We start from the raw sequence: 15,146 nt of genomic DNA, 5'->3' as shown, positions 1-15,146 counted from the left end.
GGATCGAGTGAACCAACCCAGGAATAACCCGACAAGGCGCCGATAGTGAACGTAGAGGATGGCGTTCATGCGGGCAGGTGGATGTCCAGGAGGCACACGTCGTCGCGCTGTTCGTCCGGGAGGAGGCGGGACAGCAGGGTGTCGAGCGAGCCGGGGCCGTCCACGGACAGTTCGGTCTCGGCGGCGCGGGCGAGGCGGTCGAGTCCCTCGTCCAAGTGTTCCCCGGGGCGTTCGACCAGGCCGTCGGTGTACAGCAGCAGGTGGTCGCCGGGTGCGATCCGGCACACGGCCTCGCCGAAGGAGGGTCGCAGTGTGGCGCCGAGCAGTATGCCCTCGGGCGGGGAGAGGAACTGCGCCTTCCCGTGGCGCACGAGCAGGGGCGGTGGATGGCCCGCCTGGACCCAGGTCAGGCAGCGGTCGGCGGGATCGTAGCGGCCGAGCACGAGGGTGGCGGTGGCGTGGTGGTCACGGGTGTGCAGGAGCAGGGCGTTGAGCCGGTGCAGCGCACCGGTGAGCGACGAGCCGGTGACGACCATGCCCTTGGCCGTGAAGCGCAGCTGGGCCATCGTGGCCACCGCGTCGATGCCGTGTCCGGCCACGTCGCCGACTGCGAAGAGCACGCCGTCGCCGGGCATTTCGAGGGCGCTGTACCAGTCGCCGCCCACGTTGAGGTCGTCGTGGGAGGGGAGGTAGGCGACGTCGACGCGCAGACCGCCCAGGTTCAGCGACTGTCCGGGCAGCGGCAGGAGGGCGTGCTGCAGGCGGGCGGCGACCGTCCGTTCCGCCTGGAGGACGTTGCGCTGGGCCAGGACGGCCTGCCGGGTCTCCGTCAGGGCCAGTTCGGCGGTGCGCTGCGCTGTGAGGTCCTGAACGAAACCGTGTACTTCGACCGGGGTGCCGTGGGCGTCCGGCACCGCCTCGGCGACGACCCGCAGGTGCCGGACACCGCCCCGCGTCGTGATCCGGACCGGGTGGTCGACGGGTGTGCCCGCGCCGAGGAGATTCCGTAGCGCGCGAGTGAAGTCCGGGGCGTCCTCGGGCAGGACGTCGCCGGGGAAGGCGTCGAGGGGAAGCGGGCCCGATTCCGGGTCGTGGTCGAGGATGGTGTGGACCTGGGGTGACCAGGTGATGGCGCCCGTGACGAGGTTCCAGTCCGTCCAGCCGAGGTTGCCGAGCCGTTGCAGGTCGGCCAAAAGGGCCTGCTGCCGGGAGACGTCGTCGTGACCTGCCCAGGTGACCACGAGCGCGTCACCGAGTTTCACTGCGCGGACGGAATAGACGGAGCGCTGCCGCACGCCGGCGACGACCTCCTCGTAGGTGAAGGGATCGCCCTCGTACGGCGTCCCCGTGGTGAGTGTCCGCAGGTAGCCCCGCCAGACGTCGGCGCCGGCCACGGTCGGGTAGCACTCCAGGACCCGCAGCCCGACCAGCCGGCGGCCGCGTCGCCCGGCGATGTCGACGGATTCCGGCGCGGCGGCGTCGATGCGGAAGTCCTCGACGTCACCCGCCGGTGACCGCAGGGGGGTGAGGAGGACGGCCGGGCCCGGGAGGACGTCGAAGACGGCCTGGACGAGTGCGGCCGTGCCGGTTTCGGGCCCTCCCGGGCAGCCGGGCTGCGCGGGCTGTCCGGTCGGCGCGCACCATCCGGATGCTTGCGGGACCCCGGGCCTTCCGGACGGCCCGGGTCGTCCGTTCAGCCGGAGCGGCTCCGGGTGCGCATCCCCCGCGCGGAGGCTCCCGGCGCAGAGCCGGGCGACGGACTGCAGCAGCTCGCGAACGTCCTCGCCGAAGGGGGCGTCCACCGTGCGCAGGATGCCAAGGGCCGCGGTGACCCTGCCGCCGGTGGTGACCGGGAGCCAGGCGCGGGTGCGCCACTTCTGCGGCGGTTGCCCGATCAGGTGGTAGCGCTGCGCGTCCTGTACCGGGTCCTCCAGCCATACGGCTTCGCCGCGGCGGACGGTGTCCAGGGCGGCGAAGGCGCCGACGGGCGGCACGGACCGCCACTGGTCGGCGACCGCGGCCCCGGTGCCGGCGTGCCCGGCGAGCTCCAGGGCGTCGTGCACGGTACGGGAGAAGAGGAGGACGGCGTCGGCCCTGACCGGGGGCCCGGTCAGGTGGTCCAGCAGCCGTTCCGCGACATCCTGCGGGCAGGCGGCGCCGGTGAGCGCCGCGCTGAGATTGCCGAGGAGCGCGGTGGGGGAGGGCGGGCGCGGCTCTGTGCCGGATTCCGGTGCCTGCCCGGCCTGGCCGGTGGCGGGGGCCGGGCCGTGGCGCATCGATCGGGACGGCCCAGGGGAACCCGGGTCCGAGGCAGCGGGGACGCCCGTAGCGCCCTCGACGGCGGCGCCGAAGGGCGGGCGGGCCGCCTGCGGGATGTCCCCGAGGGCGATCCAGCACTCCTCGGTCAGCGTGCGGCCGCCGGCTCGCGCCCGCCGCGTCAGCTCCTCGTGTGCTTCTGCGGCCGAGCACCCCGACCGTGCCATCAGCAGGCCTTTGGCGCGCTCCAGCACGGCGGCGGTGGACGCCTGGTGGTGCAGGCGCTCGTTTTCGGCGCGTAACGCGGCCACGACCTTGGCCAGCGCGACGACGTCGGGTGCGACGCCGGACTCCTCGTCCTTGACAGGTTCGCTCGTCACCTCACCGAGGATGTCACAGGCGGCAGTTACCGGAACCTTGTGCGCGGGCGCCGGTATCCGGCCGGGCGGAGGAAGCGGCGCCCGGCTCGTGGCGAAAGTGACGTATCGGCCACGAAGTTCATGGCTCATTCGGGCGGGGATCGATCAACCATTTTCCTCAAGGTTCATCATTTCGAGGCGCTGACGCCAAGAGCGCCCCTCCCGCAAAGCACGTCCCTGCCCGTCTGCTGTCTCCGACCGTAGAGCCAAGGGTCCACGACCGGGCACATCGAGGACTCCAGCCTCAACCCGCGGGCACTCCGCCCGGGCGGGAGCCAGGCGTATTCCCGTACAAATAGTGAGACCGGCCTGCAAGCGTGGCCTGTGCCCAGGCATCCATGCGCTGCGGGGTCATCTCGCTCCACACGGGGGCCTTCTCCACCTGGTCGCGACCCATCCGCCGGCCCAGCTCCACCAGCTGGTTTCCGTGTTCGCGTCTTCGGGCTTCGTAGGAAGCCATCGCCTCGGCCAACGACTGCGCCCGGCTCATCTCCTCCTCCAGGCACAGTGCGTCCAGAAGGGCCTTGGCCGCGCCGGCAGCCGTGTGAGGGCGCACCAGAGAGGAGGCATCTCCTGCAAGCAGGACCGACCCCCGACGGATACGGGGCAACTCCAGGTCGACGACGGGCTGCACGGTGACGTCCTCATCGGCAGTCCGCGAGACCACTTCGCCCCAAGCAGGGGGGAGGACATCCCGCGCCCGGGCACGCACATGCCCGATCAGCGTGTGGGTGACGCGACCCGGCGGATAGGACAGAGACGGATCGAACGCCGCCTCCTGCGGCGGCCGGGCGTACAGGACCCAGCTCACCGCGGGTTCCAGGCCTCCGTCAGGAGCAATCGCCGCGATCAGGTAGAAGAGGGCCTGCCCACCGGGGAAGACCGCCGTGCAGTAGGCCTGCCCGATCAAGTCCAAGGCCTGCTCCAAGCCGCCCAGGAGGCGCACCGGAACACCGCCGCGCCACAGGGCGTATCCCGCGTAGCGGGGCGCCGCACCCGGCACCACATGCTGACGGAGGCGAGAGCGGTACCCGTCCGCCCCCACGACCAGGTCCGGGCGGCGCAAAAGGCCTTCACCGGTGCTGCTCCCGGCTGCACCGTCCGGGATATCCCAGGCCTCTGCCACCTCCTGCCCCGCGTGATAGCAGGAATCGGGAATCCGTGCGCGCAACTGGCGCCACAGCAGCCCCCAGTTGCAGGTCAGTACGGAGCTGGGCTGACGCCACAGTTCCCGGCCGGTCGCACGCCGCGCGTCGGGAACGAGCCATATTCGCTCCCGGTTCTCCTGGGCCGGGAAGTCCTCCCCGATGTAGCCGCGGGCGATGAGTTCGCCCATCAGGGACGGCGGTAAGGCGATGCCTTGCCCTCGCTCGGCCAGGTTGCTACGAGTGCGCTCGTATACGTCCACTGCGTGCCCGCAGCGTCTGAGTGCCACTGCACAGGCGCAGCCGGCAATACTGCCACCCACCACGGTGGTGCGGACCGGCTGACGCACCTGCATCTCCATTCGCCCCTCGTACCGTGTGGTGCGAGCAAAAAACGGCACCGGAGTTCCTCCCCGGGCACCCCCTGCACGCTTATCAGCATGTCGCCAGGGGGCCGGTGGGAAAAGAGGTGGATTCCGGCCGTGGTGGTGGCGCCATCGGGCGGTCGGGTGCCCGGACGCGAGGGTCAGTTGAGCGGGCCGGCGTAGGTGATGTATCGCCGGTTCACGGTGAAGCCCGCGTCCTGGTAGAGGCTCAGGGCGCCGGTCGTGCCGGCCGTGTCCACGACGAGTTCTGCCTGGTCGTATCCGTGGCGTCGTGCTTCATCGAGGGTGTGCGCCAGCAGTGCGCGGGCTGCGCCGTGTCCGCGATGGGCTCGGCGTATGCCCAGGAAGGCCACGGTGCATGAGCGTTGTCCGGTGGCAGCAGTATCGGCGGTGTACTCGTCCGCCAAGAGATAGGCCGCAACCTGGTCGTCGGTGTCGAGGATAAGCGCGGAGAGCTCTTTTCTGAAGGAGCGGTTTCCCGTTCTCCAGATCCGCCACTCGGTCTCATCGGCCTCGGTGAAGTCCCAGTGGTCCTGGAAGGCCTCGTTATGCGCAAGGCGGGTCGCCTCGTCGTGTGCCATGTCGAAAGGGACGAGCCGCAGATTTGCGGGAAGGGCGCTGTTCCGCACCGCACCGGTGTGCAAGTCGTGCGTCATTCCGAACCAGTGACGGCAGGGAGCGAACCCCGTGTCCGTCGCCAGTGCCGCCAGACCGGAGTTCGTCGCGACTCCGGACAGCAGCAGCTCGCCGGGCATAGCGTCGTTACGCTCCGCATGGATGGCCCGTGCTCGCGTGCGCATCCAGCGGACCAGTTCCGCCCCCAGACCTTGGCGCCGCCAGTCGGGATCGACGGCGGCGCCGGTCTCGAAGCGCACCACGTCCCGGACGCGGTCCGGGGTGTAGACCATCGCGTACGCCACCAGCCGCCCGTCCCGCCAGACCCCGGTGGTGTTGAGTTCCTTGTCGATTTTCGGGTCGGCGAGTTCCTCGTGGACATCGGCTTCATCGGCGTGCACCCCGGTGCCGTCCGTGTGCTCGACTCTTTTGCGAAGCTCGGTCAGTGCGGGGATATCTGCTGTTCTGAGGGGTTGCATCATGAAATCCACACTGAAGAGTACATAGAGTGTAGTAGGTCATGCCTCGCAATTTGCATTGGCCGCCCCACGCCCTTTCGTCCCCTCGCCCTCCCCGGATCCGCCCGTCGCTGGGCGCGCCGGGCCGTAGGCTCGCGATCATGGGATTGGACATCACTGCCGTCATAGTGGACTGGGCCGAACTGGAGAACATCCCCGTCCTCGAGCGCGAGAACGCGCTCATCGAGGCCGCGGACCCGGACGACTATGACGGGGCGCTCGAGGAGGGCTGGGCCTGGCTGCCTCCCGCCGCCGGACCGTTCCCGTCCTGGTGCGCACGGTACGAATTCGCCGGCGCCCTCGGGTCCTTCAAGCCGCACTTCTGGGCGGGCGAGCGGTGGGAAGCCATGCGCGAGCACGTCCCGGAGGACCTGCGCAGCGCACTTGACACCTTCCTCGCCGGGCTGTTCTGGGTCCCGCCCGGCGCGGACGACGACCCGGGCGACGACCCGGGCGACGACCCGGGCGACGACCCGGGCGATGGCGGCGCCGAGCCCTGGCACGGCGCCATGTTGGTCCACTGCCCGCCCCCGGACGTGCCGGCCCTTGCACAGGCGTGGAGCGCGGCCGGCCCCGGGCTCGAAGCGCTGCGCGAACCGTTCAACATCCACGCAGCCGCCCCCGGGCTCGAAGTGCTGCGCGAACCGTTCAACATCCACGCAGCCGCCCCCGGGAAATGGGTCGGCAGGTTCGAGGAATTCATCACCCTGCTCCACGGCTGGGCCGAAGTCGTCGCAGAGGCCGACCGCCGCAGGTGGGGGCTGATCGGGCTACCGATCTGATCCCGCACCGCCACGTGCGAGCCGCTACCTGCGAGCTGCCACCTGCGATCCGTCACGCGCAAGCCGCCATGTGCGAGCTACGGTGCCGGCGCGGTATCAGTAGCGAATCCGTGCTGCGACCAGCCGTCCTCCGCCGGGTCGTAATCCGCTTGCGCCGGCCGTGGAGCAACGCTGCACTGTGGCCAGGCACCACAAGTCGTGGTGCCGTCCTTGCGAGAGGCAGCGGCGGCAATGCAGATTCGTTCCACGACCGATGAGGACTTCGACGTCTTCGTCGACACGCTCCATGCCGCGTTCGGACGCTTCCCGGAAACCCCGGCCGAGGACGGCGGCGGGGCCTGGTGGTCAGCGCTCGAAACGGACCGCTGCCTGCTCGCCTCGACGGCGGACGGGCGGCCCGTCGGCACCGCCGCCGCGCACTCCTTCGAGCTCACCCTGCCCGGAGAGGTCCTCGTCCCGGCGGCCGGGGTGACCGCCGTCGGCGTCCTGCCCTCGCACCGGCGCCAAGGCGTGCTCAGCGCGATGATGCGGCATCAGCTCGCCGAATTGCGGGCACGCGGGGAGTTCCTCTCCGTGCTGCTGGCCTCTGAAGCCACGATCTACGGCAGGTTCGGCTACGGACCGGCGACCTACACGGCGCAGCTGACGGTGCCGCGCCGCCAGGCCGCCCTCGCCGTTCCCCGGGCACGCGGAGCGGCCGGCGCCTCGGCGACCGGCCCGGACAACGGCTCGGTCGAGGTGCTGCGGCGTGCCGAGTGCGGAGAGATCCTGGAAGAGGTCTACGACCGGTACCGCCGCGTGCAGCCGGGCGCGCTGTCCCGGCCGCACCGCTGGTGGGCCTTGCGTGCCGGGCAGCCCCCGATCTCGCCGGCGCCGCGCTACATCGCCGTGCACCGTGACGCCGACGGCGTCCCGGACGGGTACGCCAGCTACTCGATCGGCGACCCCGGGACCTTGACCGTCGACGAGACCATCACCACCGACGACGCCGTCTTCACGGCCCTGGCCCGGTTCGTCCTCGGACACGACCTGGTCTCTCAGGTCGTGTTCAAGCACGTCCCGCCCGGGCACCCGTTGCGCTGGCAGCTCGCGGACTTCCGCGCCGGAGAGGTGAGCGGCGACACCGACTGGCTCTGGGTGCGGCTGCTGGACGTCCCGCGTGCACTGACCGCGCGCGGCTGGTTCACGGACGGCGATCTCGTCCTCGACGTCGAGGACCCCTTCCTCGGCGAGCACGGCCGCTACCTGCTGACCGTCCGGGACGGCAAGGCCGACTGCGTCCCGACGGACCGGGAGCCCGACCTGTCCCTGGACGCGAGCGACCTGGGCTCGGTCTACCTCGGCGGCACCGCCCCGAGCACGCTCGTGCGCGCCGGACACATCCGGGCCCACCGCCCGGGCGCGGCCGCCCTCGCTGACGCCCTCTTCTGTGCTGAGCGCTTTCCGCACTGCCTGCACTGGTTCTGAGAACGAGCGGGTTGAGCAACGGGGCCGGGTGCGAAGCAGTGGGGCTCGTGTCAGGCCGGCGCGAGCGCCACCGTGACCGCCCAGACTATGCAGCCGAGGAGTCCAGGGAACGGAAGTACCCGGGAAACACCCAGTGCAGGAGACCCCCGGTCATGAGGAACACCGCCAGGGCGACGGCAGCGGCAACGTGCATGGCGCGATGATCGCTTCACCTCGCGCATGGACGCTTGAACAAAACGATCGCCGCTTCGTCTTCGCAACCGGCCCTGAAGCGGCGTTGTTCGCCGAGTCGGGTGCCTTCGGTGTCGGCCGTCATGACCACCCGGCGTGGAAAGTGGTGCTGCCGATCGGCGGCTACGCCCCGGGTCGAGCGGGACTGCCGCCCACCGCTCGCAGCGGCCGGTCTGGTCGTACCGCCCCAGCTCGCCCACACCTGCGCGGTGACGTCCGCGTACGCCGCCCTGTTCGTCGATCCATGGCTCATCCGCGCGGACACGGGGATCCTGCGGCTCGACGCCGGAACGGTACGCCGTCTGCTTGCTGCACTCGGAGTGGCCGGGACCGACGGACTCGCAACGGCCCCCGACCTGGGCGCGGCCTGCGCCGAACTCTTTGCCGTGACCGGGGCTGCACCCCGCCTCGACCCCAGAGTGGACCAGGCCCTGCGCGTGGCCATGCGTCCCGGCCCCGGCAGTTCCCTGACCGAACTGGCTGCCGCTGTCGGGCTGTCACCGTCACGGCTGCACGCCCTGGTCCGTGAGTCCGTGGGCATCCCCTTGGCCCGGCTACGGCAATGGGGACGCCTACGGGCCGCGGTCGGCGTTATGCCCGGCACGTCGGCAGCCGCGGCAGCAGCCGCCGCGGGCTTCGCGGACCAGGCCCATCTGACGCGCACCTCCCGCACCCTGATCGGCCGTACACCGGCCTCCTTGTACCGCGCGGCCCCCGGCCGCACCTGACTGCGGGGGCGGGCCGGCGGTTTCAAGGCGGCTCAGGACGCCGCCTCCAGCTTCCGCGGTGGCTGAGCGCGAGACCGGGACCGTTCCAGGTGCGTGGTGGGATGGGCGCCATGGACGATCAGCGGCGCATCCTCATCGTTGCCTACGACGACGCGCAGATTCTCGACATCGCCTGCCCCAGCGGCGCATTGGACATCGCCAACCGGTATGGAGCAAGCCCGCCGTATGCCATAGAGCTGGGCACACTGGGGCGTCGCGCGGCCCGCAGTTCGGCGGGCATCGTACTGGGGGCCGGGCGTGGCCTGGAGACGGTGACGGGGCGGCTGGACACGCTGATCGTCGTCGGTGGCGTGGGCTTCGAGGAGGCGTCGGCGGACGAGCGGTTGCTGGCACAGGTCCGGCGGCTCGCCGAGCGCAGCCGTCGCGTCGCCTCCGTATGCACCGGAACGTACGTGCTGGCCGCGGCGGGGCTGGTGGACCACCGGCGGGTCACGACGCACTGGGGGTACGGTGAGCAGCTCGCCGCCCGGCAGCCTGACGTGGCCGTGGACGTGGGGCCCCTCTACATCCGTGACGGGAACGTCTACACCGCGGCCGGGGTCACGAGCGCGCTCGATCTCACGCTCTCGCTGATCGAGGACGATCACGGGCCGACGCTGGCCCGTGCGGTGGCCCGGGAGCTCGTCTCGTATCTCCACCGGCCCGCTGACCAGGCTCAGATCAGCATGTTCCTGGCTGCACCGCCGCCCGGCGACCGGTTGGTGCGGGACCTCGCCGGCTATATCGCCGCGCATCTGGCCGAGGACCTGACCCCGGGCGCGCTGGCAGCCCGGGCAGGTGTGAGCACCCGGCACCTGACGCGGCTGTTCACCGAGCACCTCGGTACGACACCGGCCCGGGCGGTACGCGAGGCCCGCACGGAGGCGGCCGCGCATCTGGTGCGATCGAGCCGCCTGCCCCTGGCCGCCATAGCCCGGCGCTGCGGGTTCAAGTCGCCGCAGACGCTGCGCCAGGCCTTCTTGGACCACTATGGGCTGGGCGGGGACATGATTCGCAAGATGCCGGACATGCCGCAAGCGCGCGTCGCCTCGGGGCACAAGGCTTCCCTGCCATGAGCCATATGACGACACGCAGGCACCTGCTGCGCGGGGCCGTGGGCACAGCCGCGCTCGCCACGGTGGGTGCGGCAGGCACCGGAACCGGAACCGGAACCGCGCAGGCGGCCCAGGCCGCGCCGCTCACGCCGACAGTCGGCACAGCCGGCACAGCAAGCACGGCCCTGGATATCGGCATCCTGTTGTACGACGGCTACAGCTTGCTGGATCCGACCGGCCCCGCAGAGATCCTTTCCCGGTTGCCGGGCGCCACCGTCACGATGATCGCCCAGCGGCGAGGGCCGGTCCTCACCGACACCCGAGACGTAGCCGTCATGGCCGACCGGTGTATCGCCGACATCGACCACCTCGACGTTCTGCTCGTTCCCGGAGCGGGCAACCGCGGGACGGTCGCGGCGATGGAGAACCAGGAACTGCTGCGCTGGATTCGCAGGATCGACCGGCACAGTCAGTGGACGACCTCTGTGTGCACCGGCTCGCTCGTCCTCGCGGCAGCAGGGCTGCTCGACGGCCGGCAGGCGACAACCTACTGGGCCTCCGCCGACTATCTCCGGACCCATTACGACGTCACCTACCTGCCCGAACGCTATGTCCGCTCCGGAAAGATCATCACGGCTGCCGGAGTATCGGCGGGACTGGACATGGCGCTCTACCTGGCGTCCCTGATCGCCGGGGACAGCACGGCGAAGGCGATACAACTGGCCGTCGAGTACGACCCGCACCCGCCCTTCGACGCCGGCAACGCCGCGAAGGCCGACCCCGAACTCAAGCAACAGGCCCTGAGGCTGCTGGCCGAATCCCAGGAGGTGACACCGAAGAGGTGACATCGAAGGGCACGTGACGCGCCGCCAGTACGACCTGCTCCTGGCATGGGCCCGCTCCGTGCGGGCCGAAGTGGAGGAGGGATCGTGAGCGTCCTCCTGCAGATCGGCCGCCGCCCTCCGGAACCGGCGCCGGAACCGGCGCCGGAAGCGGATCCGGAGCGGGACCCGGAGCCGGGGCCCGGAGCCGGGGCCCGGGCCCGGGCAGCGCTCCGCCCGGCCTCGCCGCCGAGACCAGGGTCTTCCACAGCTCCCACGGGAGCCCATCTGATGCGGGCCTGCGACCTCAGCTGCGGGCACTGCTACGCGGACGAGCCGGCCACCTGCGCCCGGTCGTACCCCCAGGTGTTCGTCACCCCCGCATGGCAGCACGAACTCGACGCCTGCCGGCTGGGGTGACGGGAGCCGGCCGGGGCCGAGGGACCGAATCTGCCCAAGTCGTACCGGTGTCTTGACGGCCGGGCCGGACCGGGTGGGGAATGGTGCGGGCCCAGGGCCTGAGCCCTGGCCATGGCCCTGGCCCGTCACGACACCAGGAGGTCGAGATGAGACCCGTCCGTATCCCCGCCCTGATCGCCGCGGCAGTATTCGCCGCCATGGGCCTGGCGACCGGTACGGCACATGGCCACGACACGTCGGCCGCGGTCCCTCTGTGGCGCAGCCTCGCCGGCTTCGAGAAGTGCGTCGGGCTCGCCAACAACGGGAGCACCGCGAACGGCACCGAGCTCGTCGTCTGGGACTGTCACGGCCACCCCGACCAGCAGTGGGCTCCCAGCGCCCCGGCAGGGCTGATCCAGAGCCTGGCCGCCGCCAGCAAGTGCGTGGGGCTGGCGAACAACGGCAGCACGGCGAACGGCACCCGGCTGGTCGTCTGGGACTGCCACGGAAACCCTGACCAGCGATGGGCCGTCTACAGCGACAACAGCGTGCGGAGCCAGGCCGGCGCCAACAAGTGCGTGGGGCTGGCGAACAACGGCAGCACGGCGAACGGCACCCGGCTCGTCATCTGGGACTGCCACGGCAACTACGACCAGCGATGGCGCTTCGGGTTCTAGGGACCGCCGAGTGTGACCGCTGCTTCGTAGACGGGCGTACGGCCCTTGCAGCGTGATGCTCAGCCACGCGACATGGGAGTTCTAGGGCGTGCGTCGAAGGTACTGGTCCGACGACAACTCGAACACCCGCACTCGCCGCCCGCAGGTGGGATTGACCGTCTCACGGACCGGACGCATCCCCAGTTTGGTCATGATCCGTTCGGAGGCGTCGTTGCCCACTTGAGCGATGCTGACGATCCGCTCCAGCCCTCGCTCTTCGAACCCGAACCGTACGGCGGCCACAGCGGCCTCGGTGGCCAAACCCTGCCCCCAGTGGGAACGTCCCAGCCGCCAGCCGACCTCAACCGCCGGCAGTACCTCCGGCAAGAAGTGGGGCACCGACAGGCCGGTGAACCCGGCCAGCTCGCCAGTGGACCGGATCTCCACGGCGAACAGGCCGAAGCCCTGTGACTCCCACTCGCTCTCCCATGCCCGGATCCCGCCGCGAGTCTGCCGTTCGTCACGGACGCTGCCGTCACGGATCCACCGCATGACCTCGGGGTCGGCGTTGACGGCAGCCATGGGCGCCACGTCGTCCTCGTGCCAGCGACGCAGGATCAAACGGGGAGTCTCAAGCGTGACCATCCCATCATTCTGGATCACAAGGTCGCCCGAGGGGACATCAGTGCAGCCAGTCGCGGCCTCCGGCTGCGGCCGCCAGGTCGATTGCCGACGCCGTCGATTCCGGTCTGCGGTGTCGCGCGCGCGTGCCGCCGCAGACCGGTGAGGGCCGGTGGCTGTTGCTCAGTCGGTGGTCTTGGTGTCTTCGAAGTAGGAGTCGAGTGCTGTGTCCAGGTCCGTCACCCACTGCTTGAGGAGGCTCCGGCTCGGTGCCTCGATGTGAACGTCGTAGCTGCGGCGGCTGGTGGTGTACACGCTGACGGAGAGCCGGCGGCCGAACCGGGGGGTGTTCGTCTCCACCGCGCCGATCTCCGGCCAGTCGAACTCGGCCGTCTCGTCGTCCAGCCGGAATATGACGCCGGTGCCGTCGACGGTGATCGAACTGCGTCGGTCGGACACCTCGAAGACCGGGCCGTCGACCACCGGTCGCGGTTCCTGATCGGCGGCAGCCGTCTCCGTTTCCACCTCCGTCTCCGTTTCCGTTTCCGGTTCTGAAGCAGCGCCGACATCCGCTGCAGCGTCTGCTGCTGCATCCACTACTGCGTCCGCTGGTACCGCCGTACCCTCCTTTGCCTCGGCAGGGCGCGGCGGGGTCAGGCCGGGGACGAACGCCGGGTCGGTTCCGGCGGCGTGCACGGGCGGGGTGTTCTGGCCTATACGGTGCTCCACGGCGGGCAGTATGGCCGATGAAGCTGTGCAAGCGGTAGCCGGGCCCGGGCCGACGCGCCGACCGCTTGACCACTGCACCCCGGAGCGGTGACGCGATCGTCGCCATTTCAGGGACGCACGGCTGATCCTCGCGGGCAGGCCGCCCGTCTTCTGACGCACGCAGACCGGGCGGTCGGCACCCGGTGGCCGAGTAGTGGCCGCTCCCTTCACCCGACAGGCTGAATCGACGCCACCAGCCTCCCCGACGGCACTACGCTGGCGGGCCACCGACCGGATTCACCGACGCAGACAACCGTCCGCTGCAGCTGCGCTGCTCGGTGCCGGCCGCCCGGGGCATCTGGCAGTGTTCTGGCAGGGGCTCGGAGAGTGGGCGGTAGCGAAGGTCGGGTTCTGTTTCGACGGCGGTCGGCTCGCAGCCAAGGAGATCAGCAAGATCCGTCTCGACCCCGACGAGCACGACCAGGACTGCCCATGGCGTTCCCCTCTGCGGTCACCGGCTGCTCCCCGGCATCGGAACGCGGGAGAGGGGCCGGTCCGGACAGGCGGCCGCGCCTTCCAGGAAGGCAAGGAACCGCTCCTGGTGGCCGGCGATGTCGTCCTCGGTATAGAGCGTGGCGTTGCCGAGAAATTCGATCTTCATGCTGTCCGGCTGCGGACCGGCGCCCATGGGCCCGCCCCGGTCGGCCGGGGCGCGGTAGACCTTCAGGGCCAGGTCGGGGATGAGGCCGGCGGGCAGTTGCCGGGGAGTGGTCGTGCACGACCCGAAGCGGAACTCCCGACCGAAGGCCATGACGTTGACCTCGGGACCGACGAGGGCTGCCGAGCCGGCGGGCAGGCCGAGGTCGGCGCGGAGGTACGCGGTCGGGTAGCGCTGGTGCCGGATGATGTGCCGGATCTTCGTACCGGCCTCCTCCACGAGCCGGGCGAAGGTCGTCGCGGGGCCTACGGGCAGCCGGAGCGGCAGCACGTTGGCCAGCATCGCGGGCGTGGCGAGGGCGGCCCGCGAGTGTCGCGCCGCCATGGGCAGGCTGGTGATGACCCCGGGGTGGCCGGTGAGGCGGTGCGTGTACGCCGCGGTGGCGGCGACGATCGTGGCGGACCAGCGGCCGACGCCCGCACCGACCGTGCCGAGCAGCGTGCTGAGCTGTTCGGGAGCGAGCAGTGCGGTGCTGCCCACGGTGCGGCCGGAGGACGCGGCGCGCCCGGTCAGTGGGGTGCCCTCGGGCGGTGCGGCGAACTCGTCCCGCCAGAACGCGGCGTCCGCGGCGCGGTCCGGCGAGGAGAGGTAGGCGGCCGTCTCGTCGAGCAGCCTTGCCAGCGGGGCGGCGGTGGACGGCGCCGGATCGCGCCCGCTCTCGTAGGCGGTGTACAGCTCGGCGAGGCGCCGGCAGTGGAGGTACTGGCCGAAGCCGTCCAGGGCGATGTGGTGGTACCGGAAGTAGAGGAGGCTGCGCCGGGGACCGAGGACGAACAGGACGTGCGTGCAGGGAGCTTCGGTCGCCAGGTCGGTCGCGGTGCGGAGGTCCTCGTCCATCAGTTGCTCGGCCGCGGCCTCCGGTTGCGCGTGGCCGGAGAGGTCGATGACGCCGAGCAGGCCGCTCCTCCCAGCTTCCTCTGCCGCTTCGCCGGTCTCACCTGCGGGTTCCACGGTGAGTCCGACGCCGTCACCTGTGGCGTGGAAGCGCGTCCGCAGGGTGTCGGCCTCGGCGACCGCCCGCGCCACGGAGCGGCGCAGGGCGTCGTGGTCGAGCGTCCCGTCGAGGGCGATGGCGACGGCGCAGTTGTAGAGCGGGTCGTCCGGCGCCTTTTGCTGTGCGGCCCAGATGCCGGTCTGGGCGACGGTGGGGCCGAGGTGACCTGGGCGATGGCGATGGCGTTGACGATGACGGTGGTCGGACACGTGTCCCCTCCACTCGGTGGTGTCACGGGCGGGGTTCCGGTCACGTGCCCTGGGCGAGTTCCTTGGAGACGGCCTCGACGAGCGCGTCGATCGTCGGGTTGTCCCACATCATGGTGGGGTCGACGTCGATGCCGAAGCGGTCCTCTATCTCCGCCGCGACGGACAGGGCGTAGACGGAGTCCAGGCCGTAGTCGCTGAGCGGGACGTGCGACGCGATGTCCTCGCGGGGCAGCTGCACGTGCTCGGCGACCAGGCCGAGGAGCCAGTCCCGGAGGGCGTCTCTGTCGCCTCTGTCGTCCCTGTCGTGCTCGGCCGTCGGATCAGCCATGTTCTCTCCTTTTCCACGGGTTTCAGCGAGGGGCGGGGGTGCCGTGCGGGA

At 70.8% G+C, this 15,146-nt stretch carries 14 protein-coding genes; 7 read left to right on the top strand and 7 right to left on the bottom strand.

The window, feature by feature from the left end; genetic code table 11:
- Nucleotides 1-65 precede the first annotated feature (65 nt).
- From NQU55_RS28175 to NQU55_RS28165, 3 genes are all read right to left on the bottom strand, one after another.
- The gene (locus NQU55_RS28175) at nucleotides 66-2,636 is read right to left on the bottom strand and encodes a SpoIIE family protein phosphatase (protein WP_256791412.1); all 2,571 of its coding nucleotides are present in this window, start codon (nucleotides 2,634-2,636) and stop codon (nucleotides 66-68) included.
- A 283-nt stretch (nucleotides 2,637-2,919) separates the two neighbouring features.
- Nucleotides 2,920-4,182: an NAD(P)-binding protein gene (locus NQU55_RS28170; RefSeq protein ID WP_256791410.1), complete on the bottom strand. Its 1,263-nt coding sequence runs from the start codon at nucleotides 4,180-4,182 to the stop codon at nucleotides 2,920-2,922.
- A gap of 164 nt (nucleotides 4,183-4,346) precedes the next feature.
- Nucleotides 4,347-5,303: a GNAT family N-acetyltransferase gene (locus tag NQU55_RS28165; protein WP_240976845.1), complete on the bottom strand. Its 957-nt coding sequence runs from the start codon at nucleotides 5,301-5,303 to the stop codon at nucleotides 4,347-4,349.
- 137 nt (nucleotides 5,304-5,440) lie between these two features.
- Between NQU55_RS28165 and NQU55_RS28160 the strand changes: the two genes are divergently transcribed.
- From NQU55_RS28160 to NQU55_RS28130, 7 genes are all read left to right on the top strand, one after another.
- The gene (locus NQU55_RS28160) at nucleotides 5,441-6,121 is read left to right on the top strand and encodes a hypothetical protein (RefSeq protein ID WP_168095459.1); all 681 of its coding nucleotides are present in this window, start codon (nucleotides 5,441-5,443) and stop codon (nucleotides 6,119-6,121) included.
- 231 nt (nucleotides 6,122-6,352) lie between these two features.
- A complete protein-coding gene (locus tag NQU55_RS28155) occupies nucleotides 6,353-7,588 on the top strand; it encodes a GNAT family N-acetyltransferase (RefSeq protein WP_168095460.1) in 1,236 nt (411 codons plus the stop codon).
- A gap of 440 nt (nucleotides 7,589-8,028) precedes the next feature.
- Complete coding sequence (locus tag NQU55_RS36935; RefSeq protein WP_256791409.1) at nucleotides 8,029-8,547, top strand: helix-turn-helix domain-containing protein; 519 nt, start codon at nucleotides 8,029-8,031, stop codon at nucleotides 8,545-8,547.
- Between the two features lie 128 nt (nucleotides 8,548-8,675).
- Complete coding sequence (locus NQU55_RS28145) at nucleotides 8,676-9,662, top strand: GlxA family transcriptional regulator (RefSeq protein ID WP_443744707.1); 987 nt, start codon at nucleotides 8,676-8,678, stop codon at nucleotides 9,660-9,662.
- Nucleotides 9,663-9,667: 5 nt separating this feature from the next.
- On the top strand, nucleotides 9,668-10,486 hold the full coding sequence (locus NQU55_RS28140) for a DJ-1/PfpI family protein (protein ID WP_256791408.1): 819 nt from the start codon (nucleotides 9,668-9,670) through the stop codon (nucleotides 10,484-10,486).
- 267 nt (nucleotides 10,487-10,753) lie between these two features.
- Entirely contained in the window at nucleotides 10,754-10,882 is a 129-nt protein-coding gene (locus NQU55_RS28135; protein ID WP_256791407.1) for a hypothetical protein, read from the top strand.
- 146 nt (nucleotides 10,883-11,028) lie between these two features.
- Nucleotides 11,029-11,538 carry a ricin-type beta-trefoil lectin domain protein gene (locus NQU55_RS28130; RefSeq protein WP_256791406.1) on the top strand — a complete coding sequence of 170 codons (510 nt, stop codon included), beginning with the start codon at nucleotides 11,029-11,031 and terminating at the stop codon, nucleotides 11,536-11,538.
- An 81-nt stretch (nucleotides 11,539-11,619) separates the two neighbouring features.
- Here the strand turns inward: NQU55_RS28130 and NQU55_RS28125 are convergent, their stop codons facing one another.
- From NQU55_RS28125 to NQU55_RS28110, 4 genes are all read right to left on the bottom strand, one after another.
- Nucleotides 11,620-12,162 (bottom strand): GNAT family N-acetyltransferase, encoded by a 543-nt coding sequence (locus NQU55_RS28125; protein WP_256791404.1) that lies wholly within the window; start codon nucleotides 12,160-12,162, stop codon nucleotides 11,620-11,622.
- 159 nt (nucleotides 12,163-12,321) lie between these two features.
- Nucleotides 12,322-12,663 carry a hypothetical protein gene (locus NQU55_RS28120; RefSeq protein WP_240976984.1) on the bottom strand — a complete coding sequence of 114 codons (342 nt, stop codon included), beginning with the start codon at nucleotides 12,661-12,663 and terminating at the stop codon, nucleotides 12,322-12,324.
- 694 nt (nucleotides 12,664-13,357) lie between these two features.
- Nucleotides 13,358-14,767, bottom strand: coding sequence for a condensation domain-containing protein (locus tag NQU55_RS28115; protein WP_168096317.1), 1,410 nt, complete (start codon nucleotides 14,765-14,767; stop codon nucleotides 13,358-13,360).
- Between the two features lie 40 nt (nucleotides 14,768-14,807).
- Nucleotides 14,808-15,095: an acyl carrier protein gene (locus NQU55_RS28110; RefSeq protein WP_168096318.1), complete on the bottom strand. Its 288-nt coding sequence runs from the start codon at nucleotides 15,093-15,095 to the stop codon at nucleotides 14,808-14,810.
- Nucleotides 15,096-15,146 lie beyond the last annotated feature (51 nt).

Origin of the sequence: Streptomyces telluris, assembly GCF_024519335.1 — a bacterium.
GTDB lineage: Bacteria > Actinomycetota > Actinomycetes > Streptomycetales > Streptomycetaceae > Streptomyces > Streptomyces telluris.
This window is presented reverse-complemented; position numbering and strand designations above follow the sequence as displayed.

Coding starts and splice junctions, on each gene's coding strand:
- NQU55_RS28170 (WP_256791410.1), bottom strand. CDS start 4,182: ATGGAGATGCAGGTGCGTCAGCCGGTCCGCACCACCGTGGTGGGTGGC.
- NQU55_RS28165 (WP_240976845.1), bottom strand. CDS start 5,303: ATGATGCAACCCCTCAGAACAGCAGATATCCCCGCACTGACCGAGCTT.
- NQU55_RS28160 (WP_168095459.1), top strand. CDS start 5,441: ATGGGATTGGACATCACTGCCGTCATAGTGGACTGGGCCGAACTGGAG.
- NQU55_RS28155 (WP_168095460.1), top strand. CDS start 6,353: ATGCAGATTCGTTCCACGACCGATGAGGACTTCGACGTCTTCGTCGAC.
- NQU55_RS28140 (WP_256791408.1), top strand. CDS start 9,668: ATGACGACACGCAGGCACCTGCTGCGCGGGGCCGTGGGCACAGCCGCG.
- NQU55_RS28135 (WP_256791407.1), top strand. CDS start 10,754: ATGCGGGCCTGCGACCTCAGCTGCGGGCACTGCTACGCGGACGAGCCG.
- NQU55_RS28130 (WP_256791406.1), top strand. CDS start 11,029: ATGAGACCCGTCCGTATCCCCGCCCTGATCGCCGCGGCAGTATTCGCC.
- NQU55_RS28125 (WP_256791404.1), bottom strand. CDS start 12,162: ATGGTCACGCTTGAGACTCCCCGTTTGATCCTGCGTCGCTGGCACGAG.
- NQU55_RS28110 (WP_168096318.1), bottom strand. CDS start 15,095: ATGGCTGATCCGACGGCCGAGCACGACAGGGACGACAGAGGCGACAGA.